At 51.1% G+C, this 20,835-nt stretch carries 25 protein-coding genes; 17 read left to right on the top strand and 8 right to left on the bottom strand.

Features of this window, described 5'->3' with window-relative positions; genetic code table 11:
- Nucleotides 1-171: 171 nt before the first annotated feature.
- The 6 genes from AB8615_RS06510 to spt are packed head-to-tail and all read left to right on the top strand — an operon-like array spanning nucleotide 172 to nucleotide 4,344.
- On the top strand, nucleotides 172-588 hold the full coding sequence (locus AB8615_RS06510; RefSeq protein WP_418151923.1) for an AMP-binding protein: 417 nt from the start codon (nucleotides 172-174) through the stop codon (nucleotides 586-588).
- Nucleotides 585-1,922 (top strand): AMP-binding protein, encoded by a 1,338-nt coding sequence (locus tag AB8615_RS06505; RefSeq protein ID WP_418151921.1) that lies wholly within the window; start codon nucleotides 585-587, stop codon nucleotides 1,920-1,922. Before AB8615_RS06510 ends, AB8615_RS06505 begins: the two co-directional genes overlap by 4 nt.
- Nucleotides 1,923-1,979: 57 nt before the next feature.
- Nucleotides 1,980-2,429, top strand: coding sequence for an NAD-dependent epimerase/dehydratase family protein (locus tag AB8615_RS06500; protein ID WP_418153063.1), 450 nt, complete (start codon nucleotides 1,980-1,982; stop codon nucleotides 2,427-2,429).
- Nucleotides 2,353-2,865 carry a hypothetical protein gene (locus AB8615_RS06495; RefSeq protein WP_418153140.1) on the top strand — a complete coding sequence of 171 codons (513 nt, stop codon included), beginning with the start codon at nucleotides 2,353-2,355 and terminating at the stop codon, nucleotides 2,863-2,865. The genes AB8615_RS06500 and AB8615_RS06495 overlap by 77 nt, the downstream gene beginning before the upstream one ends.
- 1 nt (nucleotide 2,866) lies before the next feature.
- The gene (locus tag AB8615_RS06490) at nucleotides 2,867-3,115 is read left to right on the top strand and encodes an acyl carrier protein (RefSeq protein WP_409431817.1); all 249 of its coding nucleotides are present in this window, start codon (nucleotides 2,867-2,869) and stop codon (nucleotides 3,113-3,115) included.
- Nucleotides 3,115-4,344, top strand: coding sequence for a serine palmitoyltransferase (gene spt, locus AB8615_RS06485; protein WP_409431816.1), 1,230 nt, complete (start codon nucleotides 3,115-3,117; stop codon nucleotides 4,342-4,344). The genes AB8615_RS06490 and spt overlap by 1 nt, the downstream gene beginning before the upstream one ends.
- Before the next feature lie 79 nt (nucleotides 4,345-4,423).
- Here spt and AB8615_RS06480 read toward each other — a convergent pair whose 3' ends face one another.
- From AB8615_RS06480 to AB8615_RS06460, 5 genes are read right to left on the bottom strand one after another with little or no spacing between them, the layout of a single operon-like run.
- Nucleotides 4,424-5,338, bottom strand: a complete 915-nt coding sequence (locus AB8615_RS06480) for a hypothetical protein (protein WP_418151919.1) — start codon at nucleotides 5,336-5,338, stop codon at nucleotides 4,424-4,426.
- Nucleotides 5,335-6,261 carry a diacylglycerol/lipid kinase family protein gene (locus tag AB8615_RS06475; RefSeq protein WP_409431814.1) on the bottom strand — a complete coding sequence of 309 codons (927 nt, stop codon included), beginning with the start codon at nucleotides 6,259-6,261 and terminating at the stop codon, nucleotides 5,335-5,337. The genes AB8615_RS06480 and AB8615_RS06475 overlap by 4 nt, the downstream gene beginning before the upstream one ends.
- 7 nt (nucleotides 6,262-6,268) lie before the next feature.
- A complete protein-coding gene (locus AB8615_RS06470; protein WP_409431813.1) occupies nucleotides 6,269-7,348 on the bottom strand; it encodes an LptF/LptG family permease in 1,080 nt (359 codons plus the stop codon).
- Nucleotides 7,341-7,793, bottom strand: a complete 453-nt coding sequence (locus tag AB8615_RS06465; RefSeq protein ID WP_418151916.1) for an LptF/LptG family permease — start codon at nucleotides 7,791-7,793, stop codon at nucleotides 7,341-7,343. The genes AB8615_RS06470 and AB8615_RS06465 overlap by 8 nt, the downstream gene beginning before the upstream one ends.
- A complete protein-coding gene (locus AB8615_RS06460; protein WP_418151914.1) occupies nucleotides 7,790-8,575 on the bottom strand; it encodes an LptF/LptG family permease in 786 nt (261 codons plus the stop codon). The genes AB8615_RS06465 and AB8615_RS06460 overlap by 4 nt, the downstream gene beginning before the upstream one ends.
- A 114-nt stretch (nucleotides 8,576-8,689) precedes the next feature.
- Between AB8615_RS06460 and AB8615_RS06455 the strand changes: the two genes are divergently transcribed.
- Complete coding sequence (locus AB8615_RS06455; protein ID WP_409431811.1) at nucleotides 8,690-9,295, top strand: DUF2141 domain-containing protein; 606 nt, start codon at nucleotides 8,690-8,692, stop codon at nucleotides 9,293-9,295.
- A gap of 50 nt (nucleotides 9,296-9,345) precedes the next feature.
- Nucleotides 9,346-9,471, top strand: coding sequence for a hypothetical protein (locus AB8615_RS06450; protein ID WP_418151912.1), 126 nt, complete (start codon nucleotides 9,346-9,348; stop codon nucleotides 9,469-9,471).
- Nucleotides 9,472-9,478: 7 nt separating this feature from the next.
- On the opposite strand, the gene AB8615_RS06445 is transcribed toward AB8615_RS06450, so the two are convergent.
- Complete coding sequence (locus AB8615_RS06445) at nucleotides 9,479-9,730, bottom strand: hypothetical protein (protein ID WP_418151911.1); 252 nt, start codon at nucleotides 9,728-9,730, stop codon at nucleotides 9,479-9,481.
- 6 nt (nucleotides 9,731-9,736) lie between these two features.
- Here AB8615_RS06445 and AB8615_RS06440 point away from each other — a divergent pair, with 6 nt between their 5' ends.
- From AB8615_RS06440 to AB8615_RS06420, 5 genes are all read left to right on the top strand, one after another.
- The gene (locus tag AB8615_RS06440) at nucleotides 9,737-10,498 is read left to right on the top strand and encodes a hypothetical protein (RefSeq protein ID WP_418151909.1); all 762 of its coding nucleotides are present in this window, start codon (nucleotides 9,737-9,739) and stop codon (nucleotides 10,496-10,498) included.
- Nucleotides 10,491-12,479, top strand: coding sequence for an NTP transferase domain-containing protein (locus AB8615_RS06435; protein ID WP_418151907.1), 1,989 nt, complete (start codon nucleotides 10,491-10,493; stop codon nucleotides 12,477-12,479). The genes AB8615_RS06440 and AB8615_RS06435 overlap by 8 nt, the downstream gene beginning before the upstream one ends.
- A 136-nt stretch (nucleotides 12,480-12,615) precedes the next feature.
- Entirely contained in the window at nucleotides 12,616-13,290 is a 675-nt protein-coding gene (locus tag AB8615_RS06430; RefSeq protein WP_409431807.1) for an HAD family hydrolase, read from the top strand.
- Between the two features lie 153 nt (nucleotides 13,291-13,443).
- Nucleotides 13,444-14,601 carry a hypothetical protein gene (locus AB8615_RS06425; RefSeq protein WP_418151905.1) on the top strand — a complete coding sequence of 386 codons (1,158 nt, stop codon included), beginning with the start codon at nucleotides 13,444-13,446 and terminating at the stop codon, nucleotides 14,599-14,601.
- A 77-nt stretch (nucleotides 14,602-14,678) separates the two neighbouring features.
- Nucleotides 14,679-15,488, top strand: a complete 810-nt coding sequence (locus tag AB8615_RS06420; protein ID WP_409431805.1) for an aspartyl/asparaginyl beta-hydroxylase domain-containing protein — start codon at nucleotides 14,679-14,681, stop codon at nucleotides 15,486-15,488.
- Between the two features lie 16 nt (nucleotides 15,489-15,504).
- On the opposite strand, the gene AB8615_RS06415 is transcribed toward AB8615_RS06420, so the two are convergent.
- Nucleotides 15,505-16,032, bottom strand: coding sequence for a helix-turn-helix domain-containing protein (locus AB8615_RS06415; RefSeq protein ID WP_409431804.1), 528 nt, complete (start codon nucleotides 16,030-16,032; stop codon nucleotides 15,505-15,507).
- 314 nt (nucleotides 16,033-16,346) lie between these two features.
- Between AB8615_RS06415 and AB8615_RS06410 the strand changes: the two genes are divergently transcribed.
- Complete coding sequence (locus AB8615_RS06410; protein ID WP_409431803.1) at nucleotides 16,347-16,547, top strand: phosphoglycolate phosphatase; 201 nt, start codon at nucleotides 16,347-16,349, stop codon at nucleotides 16,545-16,547.
- 35 nt (nucleotides 16,548-16,582) lie between these two features.
- Here the strand turns inward: AB8615_RS06410 and AB8615_RS06405 are convergent, their stop codons facing one another.
- The gene (locus AB8615_RS06405; RefSeq protein WP_409431802.1) at nucleotides 16,583-17,236 is read right to left on the bottom strand and encodes an HAD family hydrolase; all 654 of its coding nucleotides are present in this window, start codon (nucleotides 17,234-17,236) and stop codon (nucleotides 16,583-16,585) included.
- Nucleotides 17,237-17,336: 100 nt separating this feature from the next.
- Between AB8615_RS06405 and glmU the strand changes: the two genes are divergently transcribed.
- The 3 genes from glmU to gor are packed head-to-tail and all read left to right on the top strand — an operon-like array spanning nucleotide 17,337 to nucleotide 20,822.
- Nucleotides 17,337-18,686: a bifunctional UDP-N-acetylglucosamine diphosphorylase/glucosamine-1-phosphate N-acetyltransferase GlmU gene (gene glmU, locus AB8615_RS06400; RefSeq protein WP_409431801.1), complete on the top strand. Its 1,350-nt coding sequence runs from the start codon at nucleotides 17,337-17,339 to the stop codon at nucleotides 18,684-18,686.
- 3 nt (nucleotides 18,687-18,689) lie between these two features.
- On the top strand, nucleotides 18,690-19,394 hold the full coding sequence (gene rpiA / locus AB8615_RS06395; RefSeq protein WP_409431800.1) for a ribose-5-phosphate isomerase RpiA: 705 nt from the start codon (nucleotides 18,690-18,692) through the stop codon (nucleotides 19,392-19,394).
- 39 nt (nucleotides 19,395-19,433) lie between these two features.
- Nucleotides 19,434-20,822: a glutathione-disulfide reductase gene (gene gor / locus AB8615_RS06390; RefSeq protein ID WP_409431799.1), complete on the top strand. Its 1,389-nt coding sequence runs from the start codon at nucleotides 19,434-19,436 to the stop codon at nucleotides 20,820-20,822.
- Nucleotides 20,823-20,835: the final 13 nt, after the last annotated feature.

The following is a 20,835-nucleotide window of genomic DNA, read 5'->3' as shown; positions in this document are numbered from 1 at the left end:
ATTTCCCTTAAAACGCGAGTTTATGTGTGTCTTACAACTGTCACAAACTGTTTCACACCGTGAAAACTCTTGTGAGACCCGTGTGTTAGGGTGATGTTTACTTATTAAGAGGAATACTTAATAAGACGTTTTTTTGACTGAGCCTTATGTTCGTTGAAGCGAGATAATAACATGACCGAGCCAACGCCCACTGCTCGCGGACAAAAACTTCGCCATGGCGATTTTGATACACTCTGTGAAGCCTTAGATTACGCTGCTGGCGGGAATACTGGGCTGAATTACTTTGACGGCAAAGCTAATTTAAAGACGGCTTTGACCTATCGCGAGATACGCGAAAAGGCCATGGATTTGGCGAAACGCCTTGTGCTGTTTGCAGAGAAAGATGCACGAATCGGCATTGCGGCCGTATCGACGCCAGAATTCGCCATTTTGTTTTTTGCGTGTCAGTATGCGGGGTTAGTCCCTGCACCATTACCACTACCTGTTACGCTAGGGGGCGATCCTCCTATGAGCGTCAGTTGGAGCGCATGGCGGATACAGGTGATTTCCACGCGTTATTCTGTCCGGCGTCTATGGAACCGATCATGAGTTCGGCACTCAATGATCAGGCCATTCCAGTTTTGACTTTTGAAGAATTAAATGATTTGCCTAAAGGCGATGCGTTGCGGCCCTTCGGTCCTGATGATCTTTGCTATATTCAGTATTCCTCTGGTTCTTCTAGCTCTCCAAAAGGTATTCTTGGGACGCAGAAGTCTGTGTCTGCAAACTGCCACGGCATCACCAGTTTTGGCATGGAAATGACGGATAATGATCGCGGCACAAGCTGGCTACCGCTTTATCATGATATGGGCCTGATTGGATTTTTACTGGCTCCGATGGCCAGCCAGATGAGCGTTGATTATATCGACCCGCAAGATTTTACACGCCGCCCGATTACTTGGCTGCAGCTTATTTCAGATCACAAAGGAACGATGTCTTACTCGCCAACCTTTGGGTATGAGCTATGTGTCCGTCGTTGGCGTGATGATCGTGAGCTTGATCTTTCGAGCTGGCGCGCGGCGGGGATTGGTGGCGATATGGTTCGTCCTGAACCTTTGACTGAGTTTGAAGAACTGTTTGGCAAGATGGGCTTTGAAAAAGGCGCCTTCAAACCAAGTTATGGCCTCGCAGAGACGACATTGGCAGCCACATTTGCGCCGATGGGGCAGGGGCTTCTCAAAGATACGATTGATATGGAGCGCTATGAGCGCACATCCGAGGCGATCCCCGCAACGGACATCACACCGAAAGAGCATCAGCGAACTTTTGTGGCGTGTGGCTTGGTTCTGCCAGACCACGAGATTGAAATTCGCGACTTTGACGACAAAGTTTTGAGTGGTCGCAGCGTGGGCCGGATTTGCCTGAAGGGGCCAAGTGTGTCGCCTGGCTATTTTCGAAACAAGCAAGCGACGGAAGCAGCATTTGGCGCAGATGGTTGGCTCGATACGGGTGATCTCGGTTATTGGCTGGATGACCAACTGGTCGTCACAGGTCGCTTTAAGGATTTGATCCTTTGGCATGGTCGCAATATCTGGCCACAAGATATTGAATGGGCGGCACAGGCTGCGGCACCGCACCGTTGCGGACGCGCATGCGCTTTCGCGATCGGCGGAGCAGGTGATGAGAAAGAAGTCATGCTGCTGTTGGAATGTCGAACGCGCGACCCCCAGCTTTTGGACGAGATTTACAAAGCCGTTATGGCGGCTATCCGCTTAGAAGTCGGTGTGCCAGTGCGTCTACAGCTCGTGCCGCGTGGCACGATGATCATTACGTCTTCTGGCAAGTTATCTCGGGCGCGTGTGAAGGATAAATACCTCAAAGGCGCTATCCTTGATTTACAAGCTGAAGACAATTTGAGTGTTGTTGCCGCTGATGCGGGATAAATTAGGCGCGATGTGACTTCGTCGCCTGCAAATACGGCTGAGCCAAAGACTATCGCAATGACGGGTGTCACGGGTTTCGTGGGTTCGCACATTGTCCCAAAATTACTAGAGCAGGGCTACTGCGTCCGCGCACTCGTACGAAGCCCGCAAAAGCTAAGCTCCATTTGGCGAGATCATTCCGCATTTGAGGTCGTGCAGGGCGACCTTCAATCTGACTTATCGGACTTTGTGCAGGGCGCAGATTGCGTGATTCACATGGCAGGGTTGATAAAGGCGCGAACACGCAACAGCTTTATGGCTGTAAATTCGGTAGGTGCAGAAAATCTTGCAATCGCTGCGCATCGAGTGGGTGTTCCAAAATATATTCTTCTATCATCTATGGCCGCGAGAGAGCCGCAGCTTAGCGATTATGCCGCGTCTAAGGCCGCGGGTGAAGAGGCGACACGAGAGGCGTTTACGGAGCCCGCTGACAATTATTCGCGCCCCTGCCGTCTTTGGCCCAGGTGACGAAGCCACCAAACCAATCTTTGATTTAATCGCCAAAGGCTATTTGCCTGTCGCATGCGGGACGCAAGACAATTCAAAAATTTCAATGATTTATGTAGAAGACTTAGTGCGGTTTATTATCGCCTATATTCAGACAGATTCTGCCGTGCGCCCCTTAGAGCCTGCAACTATCGGTGCGATGAGTTGGAATGATTTCGCAGAGCTTTGTAGTCAGGCTCTAAACCGTCCAGTGAAGGTCATAAAGCTCCCATCATTTTTGATAACACCCTTTGCGATGATCACCTCGCTGACATTGCGTTGGTTTGGGGCGGGCCATTTGACGCTGCAAAAGCTGGCTGAGTTCCGTCATCCTGACTGGACGAGTGCCGATGAAGTTGATAACCCCACGCCCATGATAACTGCGCTGCGAGAGACCGCGGCCTCCTATGAGAGATAATATGTCCCAGCCGACCCGCGAGGAAATCTACGACAAGATCTGTGAGCTACTAAAGCCTTACAATCCTAAAAACCATCCGATTAAAATGGAAAGCGGGATCATGTCTGATCTGGAAGTCGATTCTGTTGCAGTGTTCGACCTCGTGATGGGACTGGAAGATCACTACGACATTTCTATCCCAATGGAGATGGTGTCGGACATCAAAACCGTGGGTGAGTTGGTCAACGCAATCCGGGAGTTAACATCCTAATGTCTTTGTTCGATAAATATGCGCCGCTCCAAACTCGCCTCGATATGATGATGAAGATTGGACAGGATGCGCTCGGTGTAAAATTTGACAATATTCTCAGCGCCACGCGAGGACGGATTGGCAATCGTGACATTCTTTTGGCGGGCACGAATAATTATCTCGGCCTCACATTTGACGAAGATTGCATGACGGCGGCAAAAAAAGCCGTGGACGATCACGGCACAGGTACAACGGGTTCCCGCGTTGCGAACGGCACCTATTCCGAACACACGGACCTTGAGCGAGAACTTGCTGATCATCTAGGCATGCCGAGTTGCGTTGTGTTCACTACAGGCTACCAAACAAACCTCGCGGCGATTTCGGGCCTTGCGGGTGATAAAGACGTGATTTTCATGGACGCGGACGCGCATGCCTGCATCATTGATGGCACGCGGCTGACCAATGCGTCGACAATCCGCTTTCGCCATAACTCCCCCGAGGACCTGGACAAGCGCCTCAAGCGACAAGGCGAGATTGAAGGCGGAAACGCGCTGGTCGTGATCGAAGGCATGTATTCAATGTTTGGTGACATTGCGCCCATTGATGAGTTCTTGGACGTCACACATCGCCATGGTGGCTATTTGTATATCGATGAAGCCCACAGCTACGGCGTGTTTGGCCCAACAGGATGCGGTATTGCAGAGGAGCAAGGCGTTCTAGACAAAGTCGATTTCATTAGTGGCACGTTCTCGAAGTCGCTGGCATCTGTCGGCGGGTTTTGCGCGTCACGCCACCCAGAATTTGAAGTCCTGCGTAAAGTCATGCGGCCTTATATGTTTACCGCATCAGCGACCCCGTCCAACATTTGCGCCGCTCTTGCAGCAGTTGAAAAAGTTAAAAGTGGGAAGCATCTTCGCGACAATCTAAAAGCGCGCGCCGCCCAACTGCATAAGGGTCTATCAGAAATGCAATATGACCTGTGTGCAGAAGCGAGCCCCGTGATCGCGATCCGCCGCCCAAATGAGGGTGTAGCGGCGGCTGAATGGAACTGGCTGATTGAAAACGGCGTTTACGTCAACCTCGCTGTGCCGCCTGGCACGCCCCAAAGCTCCAGCCTTCTGCGGATCAGCTTGTCTGCAGCGCACACGGAAGCCGACATTAAGCAACTTCTCAAAGCCTTCGGTGATTTAAAAGACAATCAAGGCGCGATCCTGCAAAGCATGATGGGCCGTCTGCAAGCGGCAGAGTAATTAGCTGTATTATTGCTATATGTAGTTTAGAGCGTCAGCAGAGGCTAACAATACGTTTATTGTGATGTGCTAGACTCAATTAACGAAACGCTCCCATGCGCCAGAGCTTCCACCCCATAACAGGGGCGCAGAGGAGGGGGTATTTGCGCTGAAATGGTGTTGGCTCATAATCGACGCCAGAGTGATTTTTGAGCTTTCGCAGCGCGTAATCTAAGCCGCCGTCAAATGTCAGCGCGCCGTGTGCTATACGTAAGATTGAGCGAGGTTTGCCTCTTACTCGTCGCCAGAACCATGTGCGTTCTAGCGCGCGTGGATTGCAAACGGGCAGGGTATAATCACCATGTTCATTCGGCGGGCCATAGAGCGCTGTGGTGATCGCATCGTAGCGGTCTGAGAACCGTTCCACGATTTCTTGTGCGCGACTGACCGAGCTTTCAGGGCGCAACTCTGTTCGGTAGCTCTCGTAAAAGCCGCGTCCCCAAATTTCGGCGGAACTAGCCAAAGGTGCAACAAGCGGCGCAGACTGGCTGGCCATATAACGCACTGCGTCAGCGCGGGCCGCATAGACCCGCTCTGCTATGGCTGCGTCGCGAGCACGGAGAAGAACGCAGGGTTGCGAGAAACGACCCCAGACTTGAGAGTGAAAAGCGCGTTTCGTGCTACGGCGTTCAAATTCGTCGAGCGTCATTATGGAGTATTTGCAGGTTGTCAGCACGCCGCCGTCCTCGCGTTCAATATAAAACACGGCAGGCGGGATGTGACGATTGAGCCAAGCGCGCACGCGGCTCCCATGTGTTTTACGATAGTCATCAACAAATACATAGAAATCGAGCATCTTCTCTGGATTGTCGATCTCACGTAGCGAGGAGCCGTAATAGACGAAGGCCAGCACACGATCTGGATGACGCGCCTCAATCATATCCATAATTGCGCTAACGCGAGCTGGCGGCTCTAGTTTTTCATCTCTGATAATGTCAAGGACAGGGTCGTTCATCTGGCGGCCTGCCAAAAAGTTACGGAGCGTGAGGGCGAGATTTTCAAGCGCTGCCCCTGAACATCCAGAAAGTCACCATCAAGCGTGGCAGGCGCTTTGGTCTTGAGCCTCAAACGGTCAACATTGTGGCTATGAAAGCCGTCAGTTTCGCGGTTCTGCTTACGGCCCAGCCAAAGCCCTGCGACGGTGCGGCCTAGCTTCTGGCTCTCGGCTTCGGCCCAGGTCAGGCGCAGCGGAGCGGGCTCATCCCCCCAAAACGGATCAAGTCCCAGCATAAGGGAGGGCAGGGTCGTCATGATCGTGCCGAGGGCTTTACCTTTGTGATTGATGATCGTTTGGTCTTTGAGTTTTGCTTTAATGCGATGCTTGGCAGGCGGCATCAGGTCCGACCGATCGCTTGTGACAGCTTTGATTACGGCCCCGACAACGGCTGACCCGCCGCCCACGCCTTTGGCGTTGAGTTTGTCTTGAGCAAAGCGGCTTACATGGGGCAAGGCGCCCGTCGAGAAGAGGAAGCCGTAGCGGGGGGCGTGTGTCTTGGTTTTGATCTGCACCATAGGCACGGTCGTCTCTGTAAGCTTTCCTGCAGCGATTAGATCAAGGTCTGCGAGTTTCTTCAAACCGATATTACGTGCAATCTGGTTCGTCGTGCCACTGGGCAGTATCGAAACGGCTGGGAGGGACTGGTCACTGGGATAGGTATTGAGCATGGCCGAGAGGATCGTTCTGACTGTTCCGTCGCCGCCCTCAATCACAAGATGACGCAAATTATCTGAGGCGGCTTTCTGAAATAGCGGGTGCAGATCCGCTGGGTCTTGCGTGATATGATGTGTGGCTCCTGCAGACAATGTCGCGCGGCTAAGGGCTGATCCCTGTTTAGCGACATTTCGTGCATGGGCATTTGAGATCGCCAGGAAGGACATGGCTCCGTCAGAGGCTTTCTGTGCGGATCAGCAGAAACCCACCGAAAAGACCAAACCCGATGAGCGGCATGGCAATCGCAACAGGCACGCTAATACCGCCAGAGGCTGCAAACGTTGCCATAGCGCCGTCTATGATCAGGAATAGAAAGCCCATTGTGATGCCGAGAATAAGCGTTTTATCGCCCGAATCCTCGCGCCCTGTCCTTTGCATCATGGCGGCACAACAAATGAGAAGGATCAGTGCTGCGATTGGCCGTGTCGCGCGGTGAGCATGCCAAAAGCTATATGCAAATCGGGGTTTTGATCCAGAATTACCGGGCTTACGAAATGTCCGCATTTCTGACATCGACAAATCCCGGGGATCAGCAGCCAGTCGTGCGATCGATTTTGGCGTTTGCTTGGTTTCCCACACGCGAGTGTTAGAATCGCGCAGGACTTGGCGCGCTTCGCCGTCTGCGCCTTCAACTGTGAGCGTGCGGACACCGTCTAGCTGCCAGTTTGGCGACATATATGTAGCGGTCTGCGCCCACAAAATTTGTTCAACCTCGCCCGCGTCAGAGCGGAAGAAAATCTCCATATCGCCTAGCATGTCATAGGCCAAACGGTCTGTGGCCCGTACAATACGGCCCGTATCTTCGAGCCAGAGCGGATTGTCTTCCGTCACGTTTTTGACCTTATACTCGCCGATCCCCCATGCTTGGAGAGAGCGTACGGCGGGTGCCATCGCGTAATCAATAAAAGTGATCGAAACACAGGCCGCGCCGACGACGACGGGGGTCAGAAGCAAAACTTGTTTGGAGGCCGAAATGCCAAAACCCAAGAGAGCGACGAGTTCGTGCTGCCTGATAAGTTTCGTAAATGTTAGCAAAATAGCTACGACGATGGCGAACACAAATATGCGATCAAAAATGACGGGTGCACGAAGGGCGATATATTTGAGAGTGCCTTTAAAACCTTCGCCACTGGCAATAATTTCTGCACCGTTGGCAAGGCTATCAAACAATCCCATGATCGCGAGAAAGCCGAATACAACTGTTAGCCAGGTGAACAGGAAGGTTTTGGACAAATAGAGACCGAATTTAAGCATGCTGATCGTCCAGTTTTCGTGTCCGATTAGGGCCGATTTTCTCTTTGATCTGCTTTTGCACATGGGCGATCCACTGCGCAAAACTTGTCAGAGGCGGCTGCCCCATTTTATAGGCAGATTTCCAGAACAAAAATCCTGCGAAGACGACGACGACCGCCATTATGCCCCATATGCCGAGCCATGGCGGTATCTTGCCCGCAGCGCCGAGCGATTGCCCAAATTCAAGAAGTTTTTGCAACCCAACAATAAAGACAACTCCCACAAAGACACCGGCGGAAGAGGGATTTCGCCCATAGTTTAAGCCAAATGGCACAGCGACGAATGGCAATAAGAGCAATAGAACAGCTTTAGCTATACGTAGGTGAAGCGTTGAGTTGTTTACATTCGGATTAACCTTTGGGAAGAGGCTGCCTTCTCGGTTCTGGAACAATTCGACCGAGGTCATTTCGCGTTCATCATCCCCCTCATACGGAATGTCGTAACCGTGGCTGCGCCTGCGATGGACGATTTGAGAAAGCTTAACTCACCGCCGAGTTGCTGGTTGTTTTCAACTTGAAACCCGCGACCTTCCTCGAGTTGCAGCACAGGGCTGGAATCACCGTTTTCTTCACGGATAATCAATTCCCCCTTGCCAGCGGTAGTAACGCGAAAACCAGTTTGGTTCATGTCGCCGCCCTCAGTGTCTTCATCCATGATCTTCTCATAGATAAAGATCGGGCCAATCCCAGCGCCTGGCAGGCCAGTGCCCGCGAAAAATGTGCGGTCCCCGACAGCCGTGAAGGTGCCTTCGCGCAGGGCAGCTGTGAAGGCTGTCTGCTTGATATGATTTTCGACTTGGCGGTAATTATATCGACCAACAGGCTGCAAATAACCCTCAATCACCATTGTAAAACACGCCAGAACAGCTGCAATCAGTAGGAATGGCTTTGTCATATGAAAGAGCGATACACCTGCGCCCAAAGCCGCCGTCAGCTCAGATGAGCGGGAAAACCGATCGACCGTGATGATCGTGCCAAGCAATAATGCAAGCGGCACTGCAATACCGAGATAGTAGGGCAGGAGACTGAAAATCATTTCGCTCGCATCAGAGGCTGGATTGGTTGAGTTGGTGACAACATCAAAAATACGCAACAATCGTTCCATTAGCAGAACGCAGCACGCAAAGATAATAAGACCCCCAATGCTGATCGCGGCTTTTTTAAATATGTACCTATTCAGTCCGCCCATGGGTGTCCGCTCATGTTGTCCGTCTGTATTTTGATCTTTACTATGATCACAACAGAACCCATATGGAATCGCAATCGTGCAGTAATGATGCACATCACTTAAAGAGGCTGACGCGTGAAATCAAATTCAGTTATCACAAAAAAGCGTAATGTTTTTGGGACGATAGCCGTATCGGCTTTCCTCATGGCTCTGCCGAGCTATGCCGTAGCGACTCCTGGGCCTGACGATAGTGAGTATATACCTGGGGCGACTGTCGGGCCGGAGGGACCAATTTCTTCCGCTGGACTTGAGCATGGTTTGGAGCTTTATGAATTTGACGGCGATGATACCTGCGTGCCGGGCGCGCTGCAAATCCGCGCAACATTTCACAATACAACGGCTGACGGCATCCTCAAAGCAGAGCTGTTCAGCGAACGTGATTTCATGAAGTCTAAAGGCAAACTCCGCCGTATTCGTGTGCCTGCAAAGGCTGAGAAAACACAAATTTGCATCAACCTGCCAGCGCCTGGAGATTTCGCGGTGGTGGGGTATCACGACAGGGACGGCAATCGTAAGCTAAAAAAGGCTTGGAATTTCAAACCGAAAGAGCCTTATGGCTTATCAAACAATCCCGAAATTAAAGCTCTGCGCCTACCAAAATGGTCAGAAACACGCTTTGCCGTGCCAATGACAGGTGCGGATATCGACATCTATCTGGTTGACCTCGGCGACGAAGATTAGCAGAACGCATCCGCGCTGCCTTGTATTCCACAAGGTCGAGGGAGGCTGTTTTGACACAATCGATTGCGATAAGCTTGGTCTCGACCTCTGGCGATCTGTCGGATTTCTTGGACTTGCCTTACAATCTCTATCGCGGAGATCCTGCGTGGCGGCTCGCCTTTACGTTTAGAGCGTAAGGAGCAGTTAGACCCGCTCAAGAACCCAGCCGCAGCCGATCTTGACCGCGCACTCTATCTTGCGCGGCACGGGGGCGAGATTGTCGGTCGTATCGCAGCTTTCACAAACCCCGCCCATGATGCGCTGCATAGCGCTGATGACGCCTTCTTCGGCTATCTTGATACAGTTGATGATCCCGACGTCATTGCGGCGCTCCTTGAGGTAGCTGAGGCTTGGGCGGCAGACAAAGGCCGATCTCGTATTGTGGGGCCCGCTCAATGGGGTGTGAATGAAGAAGTTGGCATGCTGGTTGATGGCTTCGATGCGCCGAATGTAGTCCTCATGTCTTACGGTAAGCCCTATTATCCGCCTGCCTTAGAGCGAGCAGGGTATAGCAAGGCGATTGATATGTTTGCCTTTCAGGCCGATATCCACGCAGGCTACCCCCGCCCGAAAATGACACGGATGATGGTTGACTATGCGACCAAGCATCAGGACGTAACTTGGCGGAAACTTGATCCTAAGAATTTTGTTCAAGATATTGAATTTGCTATGGAGGTGTTTAACGACGCGTGGGGCAATAATTGGGGATTCTTGCCATTTCCTGACGCAGCCATCCAGCATCTCGCCAAGGAAATGAAGCCGCTGATTAGCCCGGATCGTTTCTATATCGGCTATATTGAGGGCAAGCTCGCAGCGTTTATTTGCTTGATCCCTGATCTTAATGAGTTGGCGGAAGGATTTGACGGAAAGCTCCTACCATTTAATTGGGCAAAACTTTTGTGGCGATTGAAGCTGGGCAAGACCCGCCAATCTCGTGTCCCACTTATGGGGCTGAAAACGGAGTTTCACAATACACGCAAGGGCTTAGGATTGGTTGCGGCTTTGTGTGAGGAGGCTTTTGCAGCCGCGCGCAAAGAAGGGTTCACACATTGCGAGCTAAGTTGGATACTCGAGGACAATGAAAGCATGATCGCTATTTGTGAGCAGGCCAGTGCCAAGCCTTACAAAACTTACCGTATGTATGAGAAACGGATTGATGCCTAAGCCGTCTGTCTTAATACTCGCTGGCCAACGTCCTGGCCTTGACCCACTTTGCGAAGCGACGGGTGTGGCGCGCAAAGCTGACGTGCCCGTGCTAGGCAAACCTTTGCTGGATTATGTGTTGGAGACTTTGTCACATTCAGGACTAGCAAATGACGTGCATATCTCAGGTTATGACGGTGATCTGCGCGGGCATCAGCTTGCCGAGAGCGGTGAGGGGCCAGCCGATAGCGTCTACCGCGCTTTGCAGGGTGGCATTACTTATCCGTGCTTGATCACGACCTGCGACCACGTCTTACTGAGTCCCGATATGATCGCGAACTTCCTGACGCAAGCTGCTGAAACGCAAGCAGATTTTTGCGTTGGCTTAGCGACTGAGTCCGTAATTAAAGCGGACTACCCTAATACAAAGCGAACATATCTGCGATTTTCTGATATGGCGGTATCTGGTTGTAACTTGTTCTATATTGCCAACGCCAAAGGCCTCGCAGCGATCGAATTTTGGCGGGAGGCGCAGCATTTACGTAAGCAGCCGCTTAAACTCGCGCGCAGGATTGGTGTTGGGGTTGGTCTGAAATATGCGGCAGGGCGACTATCATTGGGCGGCGCGTTTGACTATGCGGGCCAGCGGATTGGTATCGTAGCTGCACCTATATTATTGCCATTCTCCGAGGCCGCAATCGATGTGGATAAGGCCGAAGATTTAGCGCTTGTCGAGACGATTTTGGCGGAGCTGCACGCCGTGACAGCTGACCTGTCAATTTATTCCCGCCACACCGTTGGAAAGCGTATTGCGGCCAATACGGGATTATTGGTGGGGGCAAAAATCATGGGAGCCCTGATGGGGCTTGGCAGCTTGCTGGTGGCGACCAAATATTTATCGCCTGTCGATCTGGGCGTGATCTTGTTTATCCATGCTTACATGTTGTTTTTTTCTGAAGTCGCAACATTTCAAAGTTGGCAGTCTATCATTCGTTTCGGCACGGACGACCTGAAACGAAAAGATGTCACCCGACTCGCGGAATTATTGAATTTCAGCTTCAAAGTTGATGCTATCTCAGCCGTCTTTGGGTTTGTGCTATCGCTGCTAGTTTTCGGACTGATTGGGTGGTTCGTCCAAATTTTACCAGATATTTTCCCGCAGGCAGGGGAAACAAATTTCGCAACCATTCAGCGCTATACGGGCTTTTATTGTATTCTCCTACTGTTTCGACAACTCGGCACATCAACTGGGATTTTCAGGTTATTTGATAAATTTCGTGTCTTGGCGGTTGAAGGCATTATCATGCCTGCTACGCGGTTTATTGGCGTCGTCTTGGCCGCTTATTTTGATGCAGGCTTTGAGGGGTTTTTGATGGCGTGGTTCGCAGGCTCTCTGGCTAGCTACATCTATTTACCAGTGATGGGCGCGTTGGAGCTTAGCAAGCGCAACTTGCTCCGCCCTGTTTGGCAAGCCAAAGCGAGCCTACGCCGCCCAAGGAGAGGCTTATGGCCGTTTATGGTGAAATCCAGCATCGACAGCACTTTGGCAGCGGCCAATTTACATTTGCCAGCTCTGATGGTGATGGGAGTTTTCGGCGCGGCTTGGGTCGCTGTTTTCCGTATCGCAGAGGAAGTTGCGAAGCTGTTATCCGAAGGCTTTAAGCTATTGGATCAGGTCATTTATCCCGAATTAGCCAAGTTAATTAGTCATGGTGAAGCGGAGAAGATCTGGCGCTTGGTCACACGCACCGCTCTGATTTTACTGGGATTTGGACTCACGATGTCGCTATTTGTTATGTGGGTCGGTCCGAGCTTGCTAGGGCATTTGTTCTCGGAGGAGTATAAATTAGCAGCTCCTCTGACGTCGCTATTAGTGCCTGCGGCTCGCATTGCTGGAGTACGGCTGCGCCGCTTTACCCCGTGCTATACGCAACGGATAAGCCAGAGAGAGCGATCTATGCGCGTGGGGCAGGGGTCATTGTTTATATCGTCTCATTTTTAGGGTTGAGTTTTACAATAGGACGCATGGCTCCAGGTTGGGCCGCTGTGCTTGGGAACGCCTTTGCTGTGATCATTCTCGTCTATCTTGCGCGGCGCACTCTCAATAAAACTGTCAATACGCAGAAGCAAAATGCCCTATGAGTGAGCCACGAAAACTCGCGATATTCGATTTGGATTACACGATCACAAAGCGTGGCACATGGGGCCGCTTAGTCATGCGGAGTGTTAGGTTTAAGCCATGGCTGTGGGTGCCCATGATCTTTAGCACGCTATTGTTCCAATACCGATACAAAACGGGCAAAGCCCCACGCGGGGATGTGAAAAAATCAATGATGAACTGGGGCATGACGGGAAAGCCTCGGGCAAAACTTACGAAAATGGCTGAGCGATTTGCAGAAGACGAAGTGCCAGATAAGCTTCGCCCCGGCGCGCTTAGGGCGCTCGCCGCCCACCGGGAGGCGGGCGATTATATCTTGATTGCTAGCGCCGCTGTTGACCTGATCGTTGCGCCCATATCGAAACGGCTCGGCGCGGACGGCTATGTATGCACAGAACTGGCGTGGGATAGTGACGATCGTCTCTTGCCCGAATTTGCCTCTGAGAACTGTTACGGCGAGGCAAAGAGAAAGGCTGTTGAGCGTTATATTGAAGACCATAAGTTAAACGACTTGCCCGTTATTTTCTACACGGACAGTATGGCTGATATTGAGGTGCTACGCATGGCGGATATCGGTATTGCTGTGGATCCAGATACTAAAATGACGAAAGCTGCAGGGCTTGAAGGGTACGAGATACAGCACTGGATGACATGAAATGTTTCGCACAAAAACGTGACCTTTAAATCTATGTGAATGATTTATGACGTATTCACATCAAGGGCTGATGGGAGCGACAGACGAATGTATATTGATCAAAGCAGAACGCTTAAGATTGCGTTCGTCTATAATCACGAGACATCTCACCAAGTGGCTCATTCTGCGCCCACCCTCAAAGAACTTCTCAAGCGCCACCCGAAATTTGACGTCGATGTCGTAACTTCGACGGCTGAGCAAGAGGAATTAGTACGCTATTGTTTGGGCGAAAGCCTAAGCGCCCGCGTCAATTTTATAGCGTTGCGTGGCGGCGAGCGTGTGAAGCTTTTGCTGAAATTGTTTAATATGGTGATGCCTGCACGGCGATATTGGATGCTGCGCCAGAACCTAGAGGTGTTTCGCCAATATGACGCAATTATCGTCCCAGAATGGACATCACTTATGCTGCGCCAGAGATTTGGCCTAGAGGACTTAAAATTCATTTTCACCCATCACGGAGCCGGCGACAGAGCGGTTTCGTTCAATCGCAATATCAGAGAGTTTGATTTTGTCTTATTGCCAGGTCAGAAATTTGAAGACGTGCATTTAGATCAGGAACTCGTTCGAGACGGTGATTATGCCGTTACGGGTTATCCTAAATTTGATTTTGTGAAGGGGGGCGAAGTTGCGCCCGAACCTTTATTTGACAATGATAATCCAACGGTTCTCTACAATCCGCATTTTGATCCTCACCTGTCCTCTTGGTATGAAATGGGTGAGGCTGTGATGAACTTCTTCAAAGCAAATACGGCCTACAACCTCATCTTTGCGCCCCACGTCATGCTTTTTCAACGAGCCGTGCATACCTCGGTTGAAAAGCGAAAGATACGTTTTGTAAAAGCGTTGGCGGAGGACTTTAAAGATTGTCCCAATATTCACATCGATCTGGGCAGTCAGCGATCAGTAGATATGACCTATACCCGCGCAGCCGATATTTATTTAGGCGATGTGAGTTCTCAGATTTATGAGTTTATAGAAGAGCGTCGCCCGTGCATTTTCCTCGATAGTCATGACGCGAATTGGGAAGGAAATCCGTTCTATCGCCATTGGACATTTGGGCCAGTCATTGACGACATCTCAAAATTACCTCAAGCGTTGGAGACGGCAGACCTAACCCTTGCTCGCTACCGCATGGCGCAAGAAACTGGTTTTCACTCGACATTTGATTTAACGCAAACACCGTCATCCGTGCGGGCTGCGTCTGCGATTGCAGGGTTTCTCAACCGTATGGCCTATACAGAAGCAAATGCGGAAGCTGCAGCGGCAGAGTGAGAGCCAGAGTAATGTCAGACTTTTGGCTGGACAATGGTATAGACGCAGCGTGAAAATTCTCATAAACCGCCCGCATTATGGCAAGCGAAATTGAAAAACCCAAGCACCTAAAGAATAAGCGCCGTGCGTTTGTTAAACGCAATGGCAAGAAGCTCGTGCGTAAGATCGCGGCGTTTCAAAGCCGCCAGTCTAAAGTGCCTGACACGCCCAAGATCGATAACAAATACTTTCCATTTTTATCTGAATTCACTGATAATTGGGAGGCCATTCAGGAAGAGGCGCGCGCTGTCTTAAAGTTTCGTGAGACAATTCCGAGCTTCCATGAAATTTCGCCTGACCAATACCGTCTTTCGACAGAATCCAACTGGAAGACATTCGTGTTATTTGGCTTTGGCCAGCGGCTAGAAAAAAATGCGTCCCTTGCACCGAAAACGGCAGCCATTCTAGAGAATGTGCCAGATCTGCAGACAGCAATGTTTTCCATTCTGGCTCCAGGCTATCATATCCCCGCACATAAGGGGGTGACGAAGGGTATTCTACGCTCCCATATAGGCTTGATCATTCCCAAAGACCGCGAGAAATGCCGTATCCGTGTGGATGATACGATCACCGCGTGGAAAGAGGGCGAGATATTTGTGTTTGATGATACGTATGAGCATGAAGTCTGGAATGATACAGACGAAGAGCGTGTTATCCTGCTCTTTGATTTTGACCGTCCGATGAAATTCTGGGGTCGGTTCCTCAATAGCGCGTTCTTGCAAGTCATGAAGTTGACGGCGTTTTATCAAGATCCGAAGAAAAACCTGCAAACGGCTGAAGAACGACTCGAAGCCGCTATACGGACGGCAGACGCCAATATGGAAGCTATGTCAGATCCGGCTGGCTAATCAGAATACCCGCGTCTTAATGCGGCTGTATTGAATAAATAAGACGCCCAAGACTGCCAGTCGTGGGGCTCTCTTTTTCTTCTAAACTATAACCATTTTCTTCTGCCAGTAAGTGTGTGCCTGCGCTTTGGTCGTGCCGATCAAAAACCAAAACAGTTTGCGCCTGAAATCCTGCTCCATCAGGAGAAATAACAGCGAAAACATCTTCACGCTCAAGGCTCAGAGTCAAATAGTCACGAGGTGGAGTTTCCAAAAATGCCGCTATAGTTTCTGGCCAGTCAAAAACCGGGACATGACGTATGGGTTTAGCTAAATGCGTTTGTGCGGGGTAGGCGTCCGCCGTAGACATGCCGGTCAAGAGCCACGCGGCATCCACGTCTAGCGATTCTGCAAGACGGTTGAGAGCTTGCTGACGTGGCACTTGCCCGCCGCGCTCCCAATTTGCGATTGTTGGCTGACTGACATCGCATAAGGCTGCCAACGCACTTTGAGAGTGACCCTGTCGTTTACGTTCTTGTTTCAAGCGAGCTTGTAAAGTTGGCATGTAATTCATCCTTGCATCTTACAAGGATTTAATAAATAAAACGAATAATAAGTCGAGGTAAAAATTCACTAAAATAAGTGATGTCAATCGAATTACTGTTATAAACAGTGAAATATGATCAAAATTTACCATTATCACAGTCAATATGAACACAAGCTGAAAATGCAGATTAAAGTCATATGACAAAAATGTTATTCGAAAAACCTATGATTTGAATTGAATTTCTAATTCTGACGCTTAAGTAGAGTGCAGGGAAAAACTCTGTTTGATGTGTGTCTGGGACGGCACCGTCACAAATTAGAAAGAGGTTCATCATGAAAGGTGACTATTGTACTCGTGAAGGCGCTGAGCGTCTTAAGGAACAAATCGAAGCTTATTGGGCAGATCGTGGACATGATGTCCGTGTGAACTTGATCCAAGGTGGTTTTCTGGCCTCCATGCGCTCTGCGCGCACGGACGTTCGGTCTAACTTGATCAATGGCGTGCCAACGCGCTCCACTGAAAACTTCGCATAACCAACATTTGGTCCGCGTCTTGCGGGCCAAGCGGTTTATGTCCGCAAACTCTCTAAGGCCGATGGCAGTGCTCGGAAATGTCCGATCCTGCGATCGGCCTTTAGCTTAAGCGGTGATATTTGAGTATAGCCATAGGTGACCAAAATAGCGGGAACGCGCGCATTGTGGGCCGCTCGCATATCGGGATAGCTATCACCGACCATTACAATATCTCTTGCCCGCCGATGATCAGCCGCCGCAAAAATGTGATCCGCATGAGGTTTCTTGCGACGCGGTTCATCTCCCCCGACGACCCGATCAAAATAATGGTTCATGCCGAGCGCTTTGATCAAGGGTCGTGCTAGATAACCCGGCTTGTTTGTGCAGACGGTCAATCGTGCGCCGTGCGCGACCAGATCGTCCAGAACATCCTCCACACCCGCATAGGGCTCTGATAAAGCGGCAATGTCTTCGGCGTATCTGGCCAAAAATACCTGCTGCAATTCATCTAGGCGTGAAGGCGGTAAATCAGCTTCCGCCCGCATAAAGGCCTCGGAAATGAGCGCGCGAGAGCCAAAGCCGACTGCCTTGCGGGCTTCCTTAAAGTTTGTCTTTGGCAAGCCGTCCATCGCTATCACATCATTTAGCACACGGATCAGGTCGGGCGCAGTATCTACAAGCGTCCCGTCTAAATCGAAGCACAGCGTCAAATTCTGTAAATAATGCAAATGAAGTCCAATCGAATCGTGCGTTTGCGCAAAACATCCTCTATGACGGGAGGAGTTTCAAATGACTTAAGGGCTAACCGTAATGAAAGCTGCGCGCGCTGCAATAATTTTGGCAGCTGGGAAAAGCACCCGGATGAAGTCTTCGCGCTCTAAGGTGCTGCATCACATCGGTGGCCGCTCTATGTTGTCGTGGGTCGCGAACCTTGCGCGGTCTGTGGACGCTGACAAAATTGTTTGCGTCGTCGGAGAAGCCAATGTGGATGTTCGCGCGGCGGCAGAGGCCCTCGGGCTCGATATCGCGGTGCAAGAACCGCAGCTCGGCACAGGACACGCAGTTGACTGCGCCAAAGCCGCTTTAGGTGATTTTTCGGGACAGGTTGCGGTTCTATACGCTGATACGCCGCTTATCGAGCCGTCTACATTGGAGCACGTATTTGATGCGCTCGACACGGCCGACGTCGCTGTATTGGGCTTTGAGCCAGAGGACGCAGGGGCTTATGGACGTTTGATTGTCGAGGGCGACGACTTGGTCGCTATCGTCGAAGCGAAGGACGCTAGCGCAGAGCAGTTGGCCGTTGGGCTTTGTAATTCTGGCGTGATGGCAGCTTCAGCAGCGGATATGTTTTCAGCTGTTGCGCGGGTTGATAAAAATAACGCGAAGGGTGAATACTACTTAACTGATATTGTTGAGATTTTGCGGGGTGACGGAAAACGGGCGATTGTTGTCAAGGCGTCCGAAACAGAGGTCATGGGTGTTAATTCCCGCCCTGATTTAGCGCTCGCAGAACGCGCTTTTCAAGATCGTATGCGCAGCCGCATGATGGAAGCAGGGGTGACGCTTCGTGATCCAGATACGACATATTTTGCCTACGACACAGTTATCGCTGCTGATGCGGACATTGGCGCGAACTGCGTATTTGGACCAAACGTCAAAATTGGAGGCAACACAGTCATTCACCCATTCTGCCATATTGAAGGCACTCAAATTGGCGAAGGGGCGCAGATTGGCCCATTTGCGCGCTTGCGCCCTGGCACAGAATTGGGTGACACAACTAAGGTCGGTAATTTTGTTGAGACAAAGAAAGCTAAGGTTGGAAATTGCAGCAAGATCAATCACTTATCTTATATTGGTGATGCTGTTTTAGGTGAGGGCGTCAATGTCGGTGCAGGCACAATCACCTGTAATTATGACGGATTTAACAAGCATATGACACAGATCGGGGACGGCGCGTTCATCGGCACGAACTCATCGCTTGTCGCGCCTGTTAAGATTGGGTCTGGCGCATATTTGGGGTCTGGCGGTGTCATTACCGAGAATGTGCCAGATGACGCGCTAGCTGTGGCGCGCGCGAAGCAAGTCAACAAAGACGGCTGGGCCAAGCGCTACCGAGTCGCTCAAGCCAAACGCAAATCATCAAAAAGAAAGAGCTAAGCCATGACGATTGCCAAAGAGAATGCAGCCATGGCGGCGATGGAGTTTATTGAGAGCGGCATGACGCTAGGTCTGGGCTCTGGCTCTACCGCTGAAATCTTCATTGATATGTTAGGAGAGCGCGTGGCGGGCGGAATGAAAATTCGCGGCGTGCCAACGTCAAAGCGAACCGCCGAATGTGCGGTAGAGGCGGGGGTGCCTCTGATTGATGCAGATAAAGTCGAGAAAATCGATGTGACCATTGACGGCGCAGACGAAGTTGATCCTGCGTTTAACCTTATCAAAGGTGGTGGCGCGTGTCTTTTGCGCGAGAAGATTATCGCCAATGCGTCTGACATGATGGTCGTGATTGTGGATGATCGCAAAATGGTCGACACGCTCGGGGCTTTTCCGCTGCCAGTTGAAGTAGATCCTTTCGGTCTAGCCCTGACGGCGGATCAAGTCTTTCGCGCTTTAAAAGTGACGGGCTGCCAAGATGCGCAGACGGTTCTGCGACAGATGAAAGATGGTTCGGGCCCGCTTATCACGGATGGCGGCAATTATATTCTTGATAGCAAGTGCGTCAAAATCCCTAACCCGGTTGAAACAGCGCGAGCGCTATCCCAAATACCGGGGGTGATGGAACATGGCCTTTTTATTGACTTGGCTGATGTTATTGTGATCGGCGAAGCCGACCATGCACGCGTGATAGAGTTGCAGCGGGACTAGATTACCGCCTTATTTTCATAGAATTGCAGGAGACTTTAAATGTCTAAATACGACTATGACCTATTTGTGATTGGCGCAGGTTCAGGCGGCGTCCGCGCAGGTCGAATGGCGGCGCAACTCGGCAAGCGCGTGGCTGTTGCGGAAGAGAGTCGTCCTGGCGGAACATGTGTTGTTCGCGGCTGTGTGCCGAAGAAGTTTATGGTCTACGGCGCAGATTACGGCACAGCGATCCGCGAAGCTGTGGGGTATGGCTGGACGGTCGAAAACGCTAAATTTGACTGGCCAAAGCTCCGCGACGCCATTCAATCCGAGGTTTCCCGGTTGTCTGGCATTTATGCCACGATCCTCGAAAAGAACGGCGCTGACCTCATACAGGAGCGCGCGGAATTCGTTGACAAGCATACAGTCCGATTGACAAAAAGTGGACGCGAAGTGACGGCAGAAACGATCCTGATTGCGGTCGGTGGTCGCCCTTGGATGCCTGAAATGAAAGGGAGCGAACATGCAATCATGTCTGACGACGCTTTCCTTTTGGACGAAATGCCCGAGCGTATTTTGATTATTGGCGGCGGCTATATCGCCTCTGAATTTGCGGGTATTTTTGCAGGGTTTGGCGTGAAAACTGTGCAGGCCTATCGCGGCACGCGTCTCTTGAACGGGTTTGATCCCGAAGTGCGAGACGCCGTCAATGAGGTGCAATCTAACAATAAAATCGATCTCCGCTTTGGCGTCAGCCCGACCGAGATCAAGAAGTCTAAAGGCGGATATATCGTTACGTTTGATGACGGCACGAAGATCGGCACAGACCTCGTCTTTATGGCAACAGGTCGTAAGCCGCATACATCGGGGTTGGGTCTTGAAAATGCAGGCGTGGAAGTCGACAAAAACGGCGCCATTATCGTCGATGAATATTCCCGCACACGCCAGGATAATATCTTTGCTGTTGGCGATGTGACTAACCGCATGAACCTCACGCCCGTTGCAATCCGCGAAGGCATGGCCTTTATCGAAACGCGCTTCAAAGACAATCCGATAGCCTATGACCACAGCGATATTGCGAGTGCCGTCTTTACGCGCCCGCCAGTGGGCGTGGTCGGCCTGACAGAACCAGAAGCGCGCCGAGAGTTTGGCGAAGAAATGACTGTCTACACGACCAAGTTCCGTCCGATGAAAAACGTGCTGGCTGGCGATCCGCAGCGATGCTTTATGAAGCTGATCACAGAGGGCAAGAATGAACGTGTCGTAGGCATCCATATTGTTGGCGACGACAGTGCGGAGATTATCCAAGCGTTGGGAATTTGCGTAAAGGCAGGCTTGACCAAAGCTGACTTTGATCGCACCTGCGCCGTTCATCCGACATTGGCTGAGGAAATCGTGACTCTAAAACCACGTGAAGAGAACAAAACGACTGTTGTCAGCAAGGGCTGACTTCGGGCTGGTA

It is taken from the genome of Litorimonas sp. RW-G-Af-16, assembly GCF_048319245.1.
GTDB lineage: Bacteria > Pseudomonadota > Alphaproteobacteria > Caulobacterales > Maricaulaceae > Litorimonas.
Note: the sequence above shows the minus strand (reverse complement) of the source record. Positions and strands in the feature narration are given on the sequence as shown.